General features: G+C 54.4%; 15 protein-coding genes and 1 other RNA gene. 8 read left to right on the top strand and 8 right to left on the bottom strand.

Features of this window, described 5'->3' with window-relative positions; translation table 11 throughout:
* Positions 1–149: 149 nt before the first annotated feature.
* Positions 150–1,349, bottom strand: a complete 1,200-nt coding sequence (locus tag U869_RS0123860; protein ID WP_025122104.1) for an NAD(P)/FAD-dependent oxidoreductase — start codon at positions 1,347–1,349, stop codon at positions 150–152.
* A 221-nt stretch (positions 1,350–1,570) separates the two neighbouring features.
* Here U869_RS0123860 and U869_RS0123855 point away from each other — a divergent pair, with 221 nt between their 5' ends.
* Together U869_RS0123855 and argO are read left to right on the top strand one after the other, a co-directional pair.
* A complete protein-coding gene (locus U869_RS0123855; protein WP_025122103.1) occupies positions 1,571–2,077 on the top strand; it encodes an Rrf2 family transcriptional regulator in 507 nt (168 codons plus the stop codon).
* Between the two features lie 124 nt (positions 2,078–2,201).
* Positions 2,202–2,819, top strand: coding sequence for an arginine exporter ArgO (gene argO / locus U869_RS0123850; protein WP_025122102.1), 618 nt, complete (start codon positions 2,202–2,204; stop codon positions 2,817–2,819).
* 156 nt (positions 2,820–2,975) lie between these two features.
* Here the strand turns inward: argO and U869_RS0123845 are convergent, their stop codons facing one another.
* Genes U869_RS0123845 through U869_RS0123835 form a run of 3 tightly spaced genes read right to left on the bottom strand, consistent with a single transcriptional unit; the run spans position 2,976 to position 4,527 of the window.
* A complete protein-coding gene (locus U869_RS0123845; RefSeq protein WP_025122101.1) occupies positions 2,976–3,314 on the bottom strand; it encodes a DUF2645 family protein in 339 nt (112 codons plus the stop codon).
* Positions 3,311–4,033 carry a hypothetical protein gene (locus U869_RS0123840; RefSeq protein WP_025122100.1) on the bottom strand — a complete coding sequence of 241 codons (723 nt, stop codon included), beginning with the start codon at positions 4,031–4,033 and terminating at the stop codon, positions 3,311–3,313. The genes U869_RS0123845 and U869_RS0123840 overlap by 4 nt, the downstream gene beginning before the upstream one ends.
* Before the next feature lie 14 nt (positions 4,034–4,047).
* Positions 4,048–4,527, bottom strand: a complete 480-nt coding sequence (locus U869_RS0123835) for an Hcp family type VI secretion system effector (RefSeq protein ID WP_025122099.1) — start codon at positions 4,525–4,527, stop codon at positions 4,048–4,050.
* A 430-nt stretch (positions 4,528–4,957) separates the two neighbouring features.
* Here U869_RS0123835 and U869_RS0123830 point away from each other — a divergent pair, with 430 nt between their 5' ends.
* On the top strand, positions 4,958–5,689 hold the full coding sequence (locus U869_RS0123830) for an oxidative stress defense protein (protein WP_025122098.1): 732 nt from the start codon (positions 4,958–4,960) through the stop codon (positions 5,687–5,689).
* A gap of 37 nt (positions 5,690–5,726) precedes the next feature.
* Here U869_RS0123830 and U869_RS0123825 read toward each other — a convergent pair whose 3' ends face one another.
* Complete coding sequence (locus U869_RS0123825; protein WP_021179788.1) at positions 5,727–6,620, bottom strand: LysR family transcriptional regulator ArgP; 894 nt, start codon at positions 6,618–6,620, stop codon at positions 5,727–5,729.
* Between the two features lie 215 nt (positions 6,621–6,835).
* On the opposite strand from U869_RS0123825, the gene rpiA reads away from it, so the two are divergent.
* Positions 6,836–7,495: a ribose-5-phosphate isomerase RpiA gene (gene rpiA / locus U869_RS0123820; protein ID WP_025122097.1), complete on the top strand. Its 660-nt coding sequence runs from the start codon at positions 6,836–6,838 to the stop codon at positions 7,493–7,495.
* 354 nt (positions 7,496–7,849) lie between these two features.
* Positions 7,850–9,088: a phosphoglycerate dehydrogenase gene (gene serA, locus U869_RS0123815; protein WP_025122096.1), complete on the top strand. Its 1,239-nt coding sequence runs from the start codon at positions 7,850–7,852 to the stop codon at positions 9,086–9,088.
* A gap of 47 nt (positions 9,089–9,135) precedes the next feature.
* On the opposite strand, the gene U869_RS0123810 is transcribed toward serA, so the two are convergent.
* The 3 genes from U869_RS0123810 to zapA form a co-directional block, all read right to left on the bottom strand.
* On the bottom strand, positions 9,136–9,744 hold the full coding sequence (locus tag U869_RS0123810; protein WP_025122095.1) for a 5-formyltetrahydrofolate cyclo-ligase: 609 nt from the start codon (positions 9,742–9,744) through the stop codon (positions 9,136–9,138).
* A 52-nt stretch (positions 9,745–9,796) separates the two neighbouring features.
* Positions 9,797–9,980, bottom strand: a non-coding RNA gene (ssrS, locus tag U869_RS31075) — 6S RNA.
* A 40-nt stretch (positions 9,981–10,020) separates the two neighbouring features.
* Positions 10,021–10,350 carry a cell division protein ZapA gene (gene zapA / locus U869_RS0123805; protein WP_021179791.1) on the bottom strand — a complete coding sequence of 110 codons (330 nt, stop codon included), beginning with the start codon at positions 10,348–10,350 and terminating at the stop codon, positions 10,021–10,023.
* A 295-nt stretch (positions 10,351–10,645) separates the two neighbouring features.
* On the opposite strand from zapA, the gene U869_RS0123800 reads away from it, so the two are divergent.
* The 3 genes from U869_RS0123800 (at position 10,646) to ubiH (ending at position 13,806) form a co-directional block, all read left to right on the top strand.
* A complete protein-coding gene (locus U869_RS0123800) occupies positions 10,646–11,224 on the top strand; it encodes a YecA family protein (RefSeq protein WP_025122094.1) in 579 nt (192 codons plus the stop codon).
* An 88-nt stretch (positions 11,225–11,312) separates the two neighbouring features.
* Positions 11,313–12,626, top strand: a complete 1,314-nt coding sequence (gene pepP, locus U869_RS0123795; RefSeq protein ID WP_025122093.1) for a Xaa-Pro aminopeptidase — start codon at positions 11,313–11,315, stop codon at positions 12,624–12,626.
* A gap of 1 nt (position 12,627) precedes the next feature.
* Positions 12,628–13,806 carry a 2-octaprenyl-6-methoxyphenyl hydroxylase gene (gene ubiH / locus U869_RS0123790; RefSeq protein ID WP_025122092.1) on the top strand — a complete coding sequence of 393 codons (1,179 nt, stop codon included), beginning with the start codon at positions 12,628–12,630 and terminating at the stop codon, positions 13,804–13,806.
* Positions 13,807–13,856 lie beyond the last annotated feature (50 nt).

Here is a 13,856-nt window from a genome sequence, read left to right as displayed (position 1 = left end):
CCACAGGGAGAGGGGACCGAATGTGCCACAGTTTTACTCCTGCACCTGGCCTTAACACGGGCGCAGCATGCAGCGCCCCTACGCCACATTACCTGCCCATGACGCCGGACTGGCTCCTTCTCCCTGTGGGAGAAGGTTGGGATGAGGGGTCAAACAAACGGTGCTAACGGATCGGCAGCGGTAAAGGCCGCTTCACGCTCTGCTTGCGGGGGATAGATCAGTTCGTTGGTAATGGCGACTTTGATTTTCTTCGCCTCCTCCCGGGTGGATTTCACTACCTGATCCCAGCCTTCGGTATACACCGCGCCCCATGCTCCCAGATCCAGACAGGTGACGTAATTCACCTGACTGTAAGGCAAAGGTTCAACGCCAATCAGATCGGCGGCTACGTTATAGCCAACAAAGCGGCCTAACATGATGGCGTGCTGGCAGGTCATCAGGGCGTGGTTGCCTTGATCGTCAGTGCTGGCAAAAGCGACATCGCCCGTGGCATAAACCGCGTTTTGCCCAATCACTCGTAACTGCCCATCGACGTGTAGTCTGCCTTGCGGATCGCGCTCCGCAGCGATTTGCCGTGTCAACGGACTAGCCTGTACACCCACGGTTAAAACAACGGTGCGGGAGGCGATGTGCTCACCGTTTTTCAGCGTCAGCCCGCTTTCGTCGATCGCCTTAATCTCGGTATTCAACATCCACTCGACTCCTAACTCGGCCGAGGCTTGCTCAATGACGTCGCGTAACTGTTCGCTGTAGCGCCCACCCGCTACCGGACTACGATCGACGATAATCACGCGAATTGCGGCAGAATCGCCGAGAATGGCACGTAAACGTGCTGGCAATTCGGTGGCCAGTTCAATGCCGGTAAAGCCGCCGCCACACACGATAACGGTATTACGCGCCACGCTTTCCGGCTGTTCGGCCAGCGCAACCAGATGTTGTTCCAGGCGGGCGGCACTCTCCATCTGGTCAACGTCGAAGGCATACTGTTGTGCTCCTGACAGGGCAGGGGCCATCTGGCTTCCTGTTGCCATGACCAGGCGATCGTAACGTACAGCAGCAAGCTGATCCTGCTCGTTGTGATACCAGACCTGCTGGCCTGCACTGTCAATTTCGCTGGCCACCCCCGTGATGAATTTCACGCCGGTTGCGGCGAAGAGCGGCAACAGCGGAGCGGCGAAGTTTTCTACCCCTGCCTCATAGAAACGTGGGCGGATGCGCAACTCTGGCCGAGGGGCCAGCACGGTGATCTCGATATCGTGACGACCATGAAGATCGGTTAACCGAGCCGCGCTCAATGCTGCCCACATCCCTGCAAAACCGGCACCCAGGATAAGAATTTGTTGTTTCATGCTGTGACTCCGCTGGTGTTTCATCTGACAATTGAACTTAACTTTTAACTGCGACTATATTGATCGTAGTTAAGATCATCAAGCGTTTTACATCAAAGTGTGGAGGGTGTTTGTTTAATACATTGAATTTTATAATGTTAAAAATGTTCCAATCCGCCGGCATTGCATCGGTGCGAGGAAGAATTTACTATTTAACTCAGAGTTAATCGTGCGGAGAAAACATGGCGTTCTACAGTTCCGGGGTGGAGTATGGCATCCATAGCCTGATGTGTATGGTCGACAGCAAGGGTGAAGGGCGCGAGATGAGCGTGCGTGAAATCGCCGAATTGCAGGGCGTGCCTTATGACTATCTGGCCAAGATCTTCACCAAATTCGCCAAGGCTAAGCTGGTTGAAAGCACTGAGGGTAAAGGCGGCGGTTTCCGGCTGGCCAAACCGGCCGATCAGATCACCGTGCTGGATATCGTTGCGGCCATCGATGGTGAAAAGACGATCTTTGACTGTAAGGAGATCCGCCAACGCATGGCCGTGTTTGATGAACCGGCCCCCGACTGGGCCTGCGAAGGGATCTGCGGCGTGCGTCAGGTGATGAATGTCGCTCAGCAACGGATGGAAGAGGCGCTATCCCAGCATACCGTGCTGGATCTGGTGCGGCGGATGTTCAGAAAGGCACCGGATGTCTTCCCAATCCAGATTGAAGCGTGGATTGGCCATCGCCGCAATGATTAATCATTAGTATTACTGATGCCCGATTAGAATTATCCATTTCCCCTAATAATTTTCTCTTCGTATGATGCGCGTGTTGAACAGCACACGCCGCTTTGCTGGCGCTTAAATTTCCAGAAGGAACACCATGTTAGCCATCTATCTGCAAGGCTTTGCCTTGAGCGCCGCGATGATCCTGCCGCTTGGCCCCCAAAACGTGTTTGTGATGAACCAGGGGATCCGCCGCCATTATCATCTGATGACCGCTTCGCTGTGTGCGTTGAGCGACATCGTTTTGATTTGTGCCGGTATTTTTGGCGGTAGCGCCTTGCTCAGCAGTTCACCGTTGCTGTTGGCGCTGGTAACCTGGGGTGGCGTTGCTTTCTTGCTGTGGTACGGCTGGGGAGCTTTCCGCACCGCATTTAGCCAACATCTGGAACTGGCCGCGGCGCAGGAGATGAAGCAAAGCCGCTGGCGTATTGTGGTGACGATGTTGGCCGTTACCTGGCTGAATCCGCACGTGTATCTCGACACCTTTGTGGTGCTCGGCAGCCTGGGAGGCCAACTGACGCCAGATATCCGCTCATGGTTTGCCCTTGGCGCGGTTAGCGCTTCGGTGGTCTGGTTCTTTGCCTTGGCATTGCTGGCCTCGTGGCTGGCTCCGTGGCTAAGAACCCAAACGGCACAGCGCATTATCAACGTCCTAGTGGGGGTGGTGATGTGGGCCATTGCGCTGCAATTGGCCTGGCACGGGGCTAACCTCTAATCGACCATGTTCTAACGTAGGGGCGCTGCATGCTGCGCCCGTTTAGCCACATGCTATACCCTTACGATTGACATGACCACAATGACCCTTGGAACTCATTAAACGGGTAGCACTCATCGGCTATAAGCCACATCAATACTTTTGTTAGGCATGTATTCAGATAGTACAAGCGCTATATTTCCCCCAAAATGACCACCACCAGTAGACAATAATCACCGCTAGCCCAAAGCCATAAAGAATTGCTTTGAAAACATCTTTAAAGATGATGTCCCGTATCAGGGCTATTAGGAGAGGCGTCCCCAGGAAGAACAGGAATAGAGGCGCGGTGATGTCTCTTGTGTCATCCGGGTCAAGGGGCACGCTACATACGCTGTCGCCTGACTCCCGCATCCAGTCATATTCACCTACGCTAAAAACCTGCATGCACAGATAAACGAGGACAAAGTATCCACCTAGGGAAAGGATTTCGACCAGTCTTTTTTGGTATGCCTTCACCAGTTTATTCCCAGCAGTTTTTTGATGTGGGGGCGAATGGACAGCAAGCGTTCGCCGTAGGAGATGTAGGGCCAGTTGATATCACCTTTTTGGAGATTGTCACTTATCCACCGGATGAAGTCATCCCGTTGGCGTTCAATTCCCCGGTTATAGCGGATGCCAGCCATTCTGTACTGTACATCTGTCGGATGAAGTGTAGCGGCATCTGGGTAGTCATAAAGAATCAGGTCTCTGAGGTGTTGTGCAACCAGACGCAAGTTGAATTCGTCCTCCAGCAGGCAAGTGGCAAGTTCCAATTGATCACGAGTGGTCAGTGTGCCAGGGTCGAGTCCCAGCGTGGTGGCGGCGACACGAATTTGCATGGCTACAGAACCGACAGAGGTATGGTCTGCTGGTTTGACGTTTTTCATGAAGCTGAATTGCTCTCGCCAGTTCATAATCAGGGGTTTGTATTCTTCCGGCTTGCCCCCCGTTTCAATCCAGGCAACTCCCCCCAGAAGTTCCGGCGGAATGCCGAAGGCATTGGCAGATTCGATGATGAGTCTTCTGTTGTACTGAACGTATGCATCTTTGTAGGCGTTTGAGTAGTATTCCCCGCTTTTCCGCTCAGGGTTATTTTTGGTTAGTTTCCAGTACATCGCGTCGATCTCATCCCACTTTCTGAATTTTATCTGGGTGATGTCACAGAATTGGTTCCGGGCAACGATGTTGTTCTGCATAGCTTCCTTTCCTCTTAATACACGCGATCGTCCCAGATGCTGTAGCCGCCAGTTCCGGCGATATGGTGTTTCCAGTCAATGCTCTGGTAGGCGACTGTAATCATTTCTTCGGGCTGGTTTTCTGCATGGGTTAGGGCATGCGGGTAGGATACCGTGATGTTTTTCAGAGTCGCTCCAGTCAGTTGGATGGAATAGTACTTTTCTTGTGCTCCAGTTTGTGTTGTGCGGTAAAAGTCAAACAGGAGCTCAAGTTCTTCGTTGTTGCTGATGGCGATGCCAAAGAGTGGGGAAGATTTGTCGATGGGTTTGCAGAATTTTATCGGGTGATGGATGGTGTGCTGGCTGCGGCTGATGGCATGATCGAACTGGAGAACCAGGATTTGGTCTTTATGCACGATCTGGTATTTATTTCCAATGGAATCAAGGGTGCAGCATCCTGCTGAGATGAGCCCCTGTTTTTTTCCCTTAATAGTGAGATAGATGTTATTTGCCATGTCAGCCTTCTCCTTAAGTGGCTTTCCCCCGAAAGGCCATCCCTTGCCGGGGTGAGTTCGGTACAGCTTAATTCGACTGGTGGACGAGCGGGCGAAAGTCGTACAAGGATGACCGCCAGTTTGTTATGGATGGTTTTTGCTGGCGTAGTGACTATTTTTTATGCACCAGATTCTAGGAAAGTCTCTGGGAGAGTTCAATGGAAAGATGAGGATTATTTATGCAATTTAAGTGAGTTGCGTAATCGGTAGATGGAAGCGCTGCTTTGTTTGTCGCAGAGCGTATGCTCCCAACCTGCTAGTAAACACAATTTCCGGGATGCGATGTCCAATTTTTTCAGAACAACGCGACCCTTTGTCACTAATCCGAATTCCAAGGGCGGCAGGATGTGTTAGCTTTGAGAACAAGCAATGAGTCATTTAAGGAGACACTGTGAAGCTTAAAGCATTGGCCATGGCCGCAATGATTGGATTAGGCACGTTACCGCTGGCGTTACAGGCAGCAGAAGTTCCTGAAGGCCCACACGTGGTCACCTCTGGCACAGCCAGCGTAGACGCCACCCCAGATATTGCTACTTTGGCAATCGAGGTCAGCGTCTCTGCCAAAGATGCCGCCCAGGCGAAAAAACAGGTTGATGAGCGCGTGGCGCAGTACTTCGACTTCCTGCAAAAAAACGGTATCGAAAAGAAAGATATCAACGCGGCCAACCTGCGTACCCAACCAGAATATGACTATCTGAAGACCGGCGAGTCGCAGCTGAAAGGCTACCAGGCTGTGCGTCAGGTACAGGTGACGTTGCGTCAGTTGGATAAGCTTAACGAACTATTGGATGGTGCGCTGAAATCGGGTTTGAACGAGATCCGTGCGGTCGAACTCGGGGTGGCTAACCCGGATGTTTATCGTGAGCAGGCGCGGCAAAAGGCGATTGAAAACGCCACTCAGCAAGCGGCTTCATTGGCGCAGGGCTTCAAGGCCAAGCTGGGGCCGGTGTACAGCATTCGCTACCACGTAGCCAACTACCAACCGATGCCGGTAGCACGCATGTTTAAAGCCGCTTCTGCGGCACCACAAGCCGATGCCGCTCAAACTTACGAACAGCAAAGCATTCACTTTGACGATCAGGTGGATGTGGTGTTCGAGCTGCAACGTAACGCCGCGCAGTAAGCAATCTCTTGCCCAGGCGCGGCATCACGCTGCGCCTTTAATCCTGCCTTAACACCTGATGCCCATGCGACAACAGCGCATCGGTCACCTTACGCATCATGCGGCTCTCCGGCGCAAAACGGTGCCAGAACAGCATGCGGCGCTGGAACAGGCCCGGAGTCAGATCGATCAACTCACCGCTAGCCAGCTCTCTCTCAATCTGCAAGTGTGGGATCATACAGCAGGTGGTGCCTTGCCGTGCCAACTGCACAAAAGCTTCAGAGGAGTTAACGATATGGCAGGGGACGCTGCCCGGCGAGAGATCGAAGTTCTGCTGTAAAAATGCCTGATGCATATCGTCGAGATGATCGAATGCCACCGCCGGCGCCTTCAGTAGGGCGGAACGGGTCACGCCGTTGGGGAAATAGCGATCGGCAAAGGCTTTCGAGGCGACGAACAGATAGTCCAGCGCGCCCAAACGATCGACCAGGCAGCTCGGCAGTGGTTGCGGCTGGATACTCACCGCGCCTACTACTTCCCCCCGTCGCAGTCGTTCCTGCGTGCGTGTTTCGTCTTCTACCTGCAAGTTCAGGCGCACCGGGGAGTCGGCCAGCACCGGTTTTAGCGCCGGTAACAGCCAGGTTGCCAGGCTGTCGGCGTTGACCGCCAGCGACAGCAAAAGCGGCGTATCGACCCCATTGTCATTCCCTAACCATTCTTCTTCCAGCAGCTCGACCTGATGCAGCAAGGCCAGCAGTTTTTGACCCTGCTCGGTTGGGCGTGGTGGCACGGTACGTACCAGCAGCGGTTGGCCGAACAGGTTTTCCAACTGTTTAATGCGCTGGGATACCGCCGATTGGGTGATGCAAAGTTTTTGTGCCGCGCGCTCAAAGCCACGCTCACGGATCACCGCGTCCAGCGCTTGCAGCGTTCTATAGTCTGGGCGTTTCATCGGAGAGAAGATCCCTTAAAGTAAATTGATTCAGGCACTATGCCACATTTTTGCGCTTTGCCAGGGGAAAAAATCCCGGCCATCTTTGCAAATCGAACCGCTCATGGAGGGCCAGAAATGTGCGGCAGGTTAAATAAGTGTGCTTCGCCTGAGTTGCTGCCAATGATTTACTTTATAATACGCACACGTTTTCGTACAAAGGCAATGAACACATCATGACTCAGGATGAACTGAAAAAAGCGGTAGGCTGGGCGGCATTGGAATTCGTCAAACCTGGCACTATCGTGGGCGTGGGCACCGGCTCTACCGCGGCTCACTTTATCGATGCACTTGGTTCGATCAAACACCAGATCGAAGGCGCGGTATCCAGCTCAGACGCTTCAACCGCCAAGCTGAAAAGCCTGGGGATCCACGTTTTCGATACCAATGAAGTGGATTCGTTGGATGTCTACGTTGATGGTGCCGATGAGATCAACGGCCATATGCAGATGATCAAAGGCGGCGGCGCAGCCCTGACCCGTGAAAAGATCATTGCGGCCATTGCCCGTCAGTTTATCTGCATTGTCGATTCCACCAAGCAGGTTGACGTGCTGGGTAAATTCCCACTGCCGGTAGAAGTGATCCCGATGGCCCGTTCCTACGTGGCGCGCGAGCTGGTCAAGCTGGGCGGCCTGCCAGAATACCGCCAGAACGTGTTGACCGATAATGGCAACGTGATCCTGGATGTGCACAACCTGGATATCCTCGACGCCATCGCGCTGGAAAACAAGATTAACGGCATTGCCGGTGTGGTGACCGTCGGCCTGTTTGCCAACCGTGGCGCGGACGTTGCGCTGGTCGGTACGCCAGATGGCGTGAAAAAAGTGGTCAGATAACCGGCCCCTGAATGCACGTGCCGCTGGTAAGCTGTGGCACGTTTAGTCCCCTCTCCCTGTCGGAGAAGGTTAGGGTGAGGGGTATTGCCAATAATTCTTGTCCTAAAATATCTTTTCTCAAAATCGGCGAATTTGGTGACATATGTCACATTCCCTTCATAACCTCCATTAAGCTTCTGCCTAAATCTTTCCCTATGGCATTTTCCACCAGAAACCACCGACATCACTGATCCTTGTGCTGACGGCCAGGCAATCGTTTGTATTGCCGGGCGCGTTATTTTTGTTATGTTGGAGGGATGTGCTGTTGATTTTGGGTTACAGCCGCTTCTGAAGTCTGCTTATAGGGTCGGGTAAATGGCAAAAGTATCATTGGAGAAGGACAGGATTAAGTTCCTGTTGGTAGAAGGGGTCCATCAGAGCACCGTAGATAACCTGCGTGCTGCCGGATATAGCAACATTGAATACCATAAAGGTGCGTTAGACACCGAAGCGTTGAAGGCATCCATCCGTGATGCGCACTTCGTCGGTATCCGATCGCGTACGCATCTGTCCGAGGAAGTCTTCGCGGCCGCAGAGAAACTGGTGGCGGTGGGCTGTTTCTGTATCGGCACCAACCAGGTTGATTTGAAGGCGGCCACCAAGCGCGGCGTTCCGGTGTTTAACGCACCTTTCTCCAATACTCGATCCGTAGCCGAAATGGTGCTGGGCGAACTGTTGCTGATGCTGCGCGGTATCCCAAAAGCCAACGCCAAGGCCCACCGTGGCCAGTGGGAAAAACTGGCTGTCGGCTCGTATGAAGCACGCGGCAAGAAACTGGGGATCATTGGTTACGGCCATATCGGGACTCAGCTCGGCATCCTGGCGGAAGGCCTGGGGATGAAGGTGTTCTTCTACGACATCGAGAACAAGCTGCCGCTGGGCAATGCTCAACAGGTGCGCCATCTGTCCGATCTGCTCAATATGAGCGATGTGCTCACGCTGCACGTGCCGGAAACCCTGTCGACCAAGAACATGATCGGTGCCGAAGAGTTGGCACTGATGAAACCAGGAGCGATCCTGATCAACGCCTCACGCGGAACCGTGGTGGATATCCCGGCACTGTGTAATGCTTTGGCGAGCGATCATCTGGCCGGCGCGGCCATCGATGTGTTCCCGGAAGAGCCGGCAACTAACACCGATCCGTTCAACTCCCCACTGTGCGAGTTCGACAACGTGCTGTTGACGCCGCATATCGGCGGTTCAACCCAGGAAGCGCAAGAGAATATCGGTGATGAAGTGGCTGGCAAGCTGGCCAAGTATTCCGATAACGGCTCTACGCTGTCAGCGGTCAACTTCCCAGAGGTTTCACTGCCGGGCCATGGTCCGAACGCCAGCCGTTTGCTGCACATTCATGAAAATCGCCCAGGCATTCTGACGCAGATTAACCAGATCTTCGCCGAAGAAGGGGTGAACATCGCGGCCCAGTATCTGCAGACCAGCTCGGAAATCGGCTACGTGGTGATCGATATCGAAGCGGAAACCGAACGTGCCGAAGTGGCGTTGCAGCGCATGAAAGCGATTGAAGGGACCATCCGTGCCCGCCTGTTGTTGTAATCGGTAACCAACGGAAAACATCAAGGCCGGAGCAATCCGGCCTTTTGCTATCTGGAGGTCGGCCAAGCCCAGGTTTGCGAAGGGGTAATGATCTCTGGCAGGGGAATATCCCAATGCTCCACCGGCAAGGAGGTAACCCGTTGGCAGTCGTGCGCAATCCCCATCGGATAGGGGCCGGCGTGCTGCCAGTGCTGCAAGGTGCGATCGTAAAATCCTCCCCCCATCCCCAGCCGTTGTCCTGTCGAGTCGAAGGCGACCAGCGGCGTCAACACCACATCCAACAGTGATACCGGCAAGACGTGACGGACATCGAGCGCAGGCTCGAGGATCTTGAAGCGGTTGCTCACCAGCGGCGTTTGCGCGGTGTAATGCAGGAACAGCAGGTTGCCGGGGCTGAAGGGATGCAAGACGGGCAGATAAACTGATTTGCCCAGTTGCCACAGCTGTTCGATCAATGGGGTGGTATCCAGTTCACCGTCAAAAGAGAGAAATGCCGCAACGCATTGAGCTGCCTGAATACGCGGATGCTGCGCAATATTGTTGGCCATCTGCTGGGCAAAATCATGCTGTTGAGCGGGCGTTAAGGCACGGCGTCGTTGACGTATTTCGTTACGGATGAGTTGGCGTTGCTGAGCGAACTGGGGATGTAAGGACATTGTGCTGGATCCGCGAGTCGTGATGAGTTAACACACTGAAAACGCAGGTGAAGGGATCTCCGAGATGCCGTCGCAGGCTGTAACCCTTGAACCCATGGTTCAAGGTGAACGTGCTGTCACAATCTTAAGGCTTCTCGGACGGGCCGAGCATGCACACCGATCATGGATCATCACATTCTGTTGGTACTAAATATCGGCTCAGGGGACTGGCCCGCAGGCAAACATCTCAGAGAAATTTTTCACTCATTGCCGGGGCCTTCAACCCCAGCAACTTAGTTATTCAAATTGTGCATCCTGACGTTCAGAGATGCGACCCTGTTCAAGCAGCGCTTGTTCAATGGTCTGTTGCAGCATACGAATTCGTTGTTCCATATTGGCCGCATAGTCACGCGTTTTCAAGCGTTCTTGAGCAAGTTCGTGACAGACGTTCAATGCCGCGATAAATACGAGTTGCTCTGTATTTGTGACTCTAGTGCGAACTTTAAGATCTTGCAACCGTTGGTTAAGATCTTCTGCTGCCATGTTCAACGCATCTTGTTGTTCTGGCGGGCAATTGACTCTTAACGATCGGCCAAAAATTTGAATATCTACCGGTTGTGCAGACATGCCACCTTCCTGCCTAAATTTCGCGCCAGCACCGGTCAGCCATTGCCGGGCCACCGAAGCGGGCGCCACTATATATACCCCGGTACCAAGATTCAACACTTTTTCAGTACCTGGTTGTAATCTACCGCGCCCAACCTTACCAGACAAAAAACAGATGTAAAATGCGTATTTACCGTATGTTTGCCCGGCCTGCGCTGATTATAACTAGCCACTGAGGTGTTGCCTCAACTGGTATACCAACGGACCTTGGTGGTAGCATAACACGAACTTATCCTGCCAACGATGACGAATGCGCATGTCTATACAGAATACATTTCCAAGTTACCAATCTTTGACCGTGGCTCTTAACCAGCAGGCGGTTGCCTTGACCGCAGCCGAGATGCACGGATTGATCAGTGGCCTGCTGTGCGGCGGCAACCGCGATGCCAGCTGGCAGACCCTGGTGTTTGATCTGACCAACGAAGGCATTGCCTTCCCGCAGGCGTTGAGCCTACCGTTACAGCAACTGCATGAAATCACCCGTGATACGCTGGAAGATGACGAATTCATGTTCCAACTGATGATGCCGGAAGGCGAAACCGTCAGCGTGTTTGACCGTGCGGATGCCTTGGCGGGTTGGGTAAACCACTTCCTGCTGGGGTTGGGCATGATGCAGCCTAAGCTGGCGCAGGTGAAAGATGAAGTGGGCGAAGCGATCGACGATCTGCGTAATATCGCTCAACTGGGTTATGACGAAGGCGAAGACCAGGAAGAGCTGGAACAGTCGCTGGAAGAAGTGGTGGAGTATGTGCGTGTTGCCGCGCTGCTTTGCCATACTGAATTTACCCGCCAGAAACCGACGGCCCCGGAAAATAAAAGGCCGACGTTGCACTGACCATTGGATCCGTCCGTTGGCCAAGAGCGTTGATAACCCCTCTCTGATGACGTTCAGAAGGTGGCATAAACCGATTTCAGGAGATGTGATGACCCAGCAGGAATTTCATAATCGCCGTCAGGCATTGTTGGCACAGATGGCTGCGGGCAGTGCGGCCGTTATCTTCGCCGCACCGGAAGCGACACGCAGCGCAGACTCTGAGTACCCCTATCGTCAGAACAGCGATTTCTGGTATCTGACCGGCTTCAACGAGCCGGAAGCGGTGCTGATCCTGGTGAAGAGTGATGAAACCCATAATCACAGCGTGCTGTTCAACCGCGTACGCGATCTGACGGCAGAAATCTGGTTTGGCCGCCGTTTGGGTCAAGATGCGGCTCCGGCCAAGCTGGGGGTAGACCGCGCGCTGGCCTTCGACGAAATCAACGATCAACTGCACCTGCTGCTCAACGGGCTGGACGTGGTGTATCACGCGCAGGGGCAATATGCCTATGCCGATGAAATCCTGTTCGGCGCATTGGATAAACTGCGTAAAGGCTTCCGTCAGAACCTGGCCGCACCGGCAACCATGACGGATTACCGCCCGTGGCTGCATGATATGCGTCTGTTCAAATCAGCGGAAGAGGTGGCGGTAATGCGCCGTGCCGGTGAGATCAGCGCTTTGGCACATATCCGTGCCATGCAGAAGTGCCGCCCGGGTATGTTCGAATATCAGCTCGAAGGGGAGATCCTGCACGAGTTTAACCGCCATGGTGCCCGCTATCCGTCTTACAACACCATCGTCGGCAGCGGTGAAAATGGCTGCATCCTGCATTACACCGAAAACGAATGTGAAATGCGCGACGGCGATCTGGTGCTGATCGATGCTGGCTGTGAATATCGTGGCTATGCGGGGGATATCACCCGTACCTTCCCGGTGAACGGCAAGTTCAGCAAGCCGCAGCGTGCGGTGTACGACATCGTGCTGGCGTCGATCGACAAGGCGCTGGAAATGTTTAAACCGGGCGTCAGCATCCGCGAAGTGAACGATCAGGTCGTTCGCATCATGATCGCCGGGCTGGTGGATCTGGGCGTGATGAAAGGCGACGTGGAACAGCTGTTTGCCGAACAGGCGCACCGTCCGTTCTTTATGCACGGCCTGAGTCATTGGCTGGGGCTGGATGTGCATGACGTTGGCCACTATGGTTCAGCGAGCCGCGATCGCGTGCTGGAGCCTGGCATGGTGTTGACGGTTGAACCTGGTCTGTATATTGCGCCGGATGCTGATGTGCCGCAGGAGTATCGCGGGATCGGCATCCGTATCGAAGATGACATTCTGATCACACAAGACGGTAATGAAAATCTGACCGCCAGCGTGGTGAAGGATGCTGATGCCATTGAAGCCTTGATGGCGGCGGCCAGATAACATGAGCGTAATCATTGTGGGCGGTGGGATGGCGGGTGCGACGTTGGCACTGGCAATTTCATCGCTGACTCAGGGCAAGGTGGCCGTCGATCTGGTGGAGGCAACCAGGCCGGACGATCGCGCGCATCCTGGCTTTGATGCCCGGGCCATCGCGCTGGCGCAGGGAACCTGCCAACAGCTTGCGCGTATCGGCGTTTGGGCTGCGCTGCGGGACTGTGCCACGGCGATCACTCACGTCCACGTCAGCGATCGTGGGCATGCCGGTTTTGTGAACCTGCACGCTCAGGACTATCAGGTTGAAGCCCTGGGGCAGGTGATTGAGCTGCACGATGCTGGGCAACGGCTGTTTGCCTTGCTGGCTAAAGCACCTGGCGTCACTCTGCATTGCCCGGCCAAAGTGGTCGACGTGTTGCGTACCGCCGATTGCGCCGAAGTGCAATTGGATAATGGCCGGAGCCTGAAGGGGCAGTTGTTGGTAGCCGCAGACGGCTCACGCTCGGCGCTGGCGCAGGCCTGCAATATTCAGTGGCAGCAGAGCGATTATCTGCAGTTTGCCACCATTGCCAATGTCTCAACGGCTGAAGCACCGCAAGGGCGGGCGTTTGAACGCTTTACCCGTTACGGACCGCTGGCGCTGTTGCCGATGTCTAACGGGCGTAGCTCGCTGGTTTGGTGCCACGCACTGGAAAATCGTGAACAGGTCGATAGCTGGAGTGACGAGCGCTTTCTCAGTGAGTTGCAGCAGGCGTTCGGCTGGCGGTTGGGCAAGATGCTGAAAGCAGGTAAGCGCCACAGCTATCCACTGAGCCTGTTGCAGGCCAATCAGCATGTCAGCCACCGTTTGGCGCTGGTTGGCAATGCGGCGCAAACGCTGCATCCGATCGCTGGGCAGGGGTTTAACCTGGGCCTGCGGGATGTGATGTCGCTGGCGGAAACTTTGGCGGAAGCCGCGCAGGCGGGAACCGATCTGGGGGCTTATTCGCTGTTGAGCCAGTACCAGCAACGACGGCAGCAAGATCAGCAGGCGACTATCGGCGTCACCGACGGTTTGATCCGCCTGTTTGCCAATAGCTATGCGCCGTTGGTGGCCGGACGCAATCTTGGGTTGATGGCGATGGAGCAATCACCGGCCTTGCGCGATGCCTTTGCCAAGCGCACCTTAGGCTGGGTTGAACGCTAATACCTGACCACAGCACGGTGCTGGCTCCTTCTCCCTGTGGGAGAGGGTTG

It is taken from the genome of Serratia sp. H1w (assembly GCF_000633355.1).
In the GTDB taxonomy this organism is placed as follows: domain Bacteria; phylum Pseudomonadota; class Gammaproteobacteria; order Enterobacterales; family Enterobacteriaceae; genus Chania.
This window is presented reverse-complemented; position numbering and strand designations above follow the sequence as displayed.

Excerpts from the sequence above, each read along its gene's own strand:
- U869_RS0123835 (WP_025122099.1), bottom strand. The coding sequence starts at position 4,527 with ATGGCAAATAACATCTATCTCACTATTAAGGGAAAAAAACAGGGGCTC.
- ubiH (WP_025122092.1), top strand. The coding sequence starts at position 12,628 with ATGAGCGTAATCATTGTGGGCGGTGGGATGGCGGGTGCGACGTTGGCA.
- U869_RS0123860 (WP_025122104.1), bottom strand. The coding sequence starts at position 1,349 with ATGAAACAACAAATTCTTATCCTGGGTGCCGGTTTTGCAGGGATGTGG.
- zapA (WP_021179791.1), bottom strand. The coding sequence starts at position 10,350 with ATGTCTGCACAACCGGTAGATATTCAAATTTTTGGCCGATCGTTAAGA.
- rpiA (WP_025122097.1), top strand. The coding sequence starts at position 6,836 with ATGACTCAGGATGAACTGAAAAAAGCGGTAGGCTGGGCGGCATTGGAA.
- U869_RS0123825 (WP_021179788.1), bottom strand. The coding sequence starts at position 6,620 with ATGAAACGCCCAGACTATAGAACGCTGCAAGCGCTGGACGCGGTGATC.
- argO (WP_025122102.1), top strand. The coding sequence starts at position 2,202 with ATGTTAGCCATCTATCTGCAAGGCTTTGCCTTGAGCGCCGCGATGATC.
- serA (WP_025122096.1), top strand. The coding sequence starts at position 7,850 with ATGGCAAAAGTATCATTGGAGAAGGACAGGATTAAGTTCCTGTTGGTA.
- U869_RS0123800 (WP_025122094.1), top strand. The coding sequence starts at position 10,646 with ATGTCTATACAGAATACATTTCCAAGTTACCAATCTTTGACCGTGGCT.
- pepP (WP_025122093.1), top strand. The coding sequence starts at position 11,313 with ATGACCCAGCAGGAATTTCATAATCGCCGTCAGGCATTGTTGGCACAG.
- U869_RS0123810 (WP_025122095.1), bottom strand. The coding sequence starts at position 9,744 with ATGTCCTTACATCCCCAGTTCGCTCAGCAACGCCAACTCATCCGTAAC.
- U869_RS0123840 (WP_025122100.1), bottom strand. The coding sequence starts at position 4,033 with ATGCAGAACAACATCGTTGCCCGGAACCAATTCTGTGACATCACCCAG.
- U869_RS0123855 (WP_025122103.1), top strand. The coding sequence starts at position 1,571 with ATGGCGTTCTACAGTTCCGGGGTGGAGTATGGCATCCATAGCCTGATG.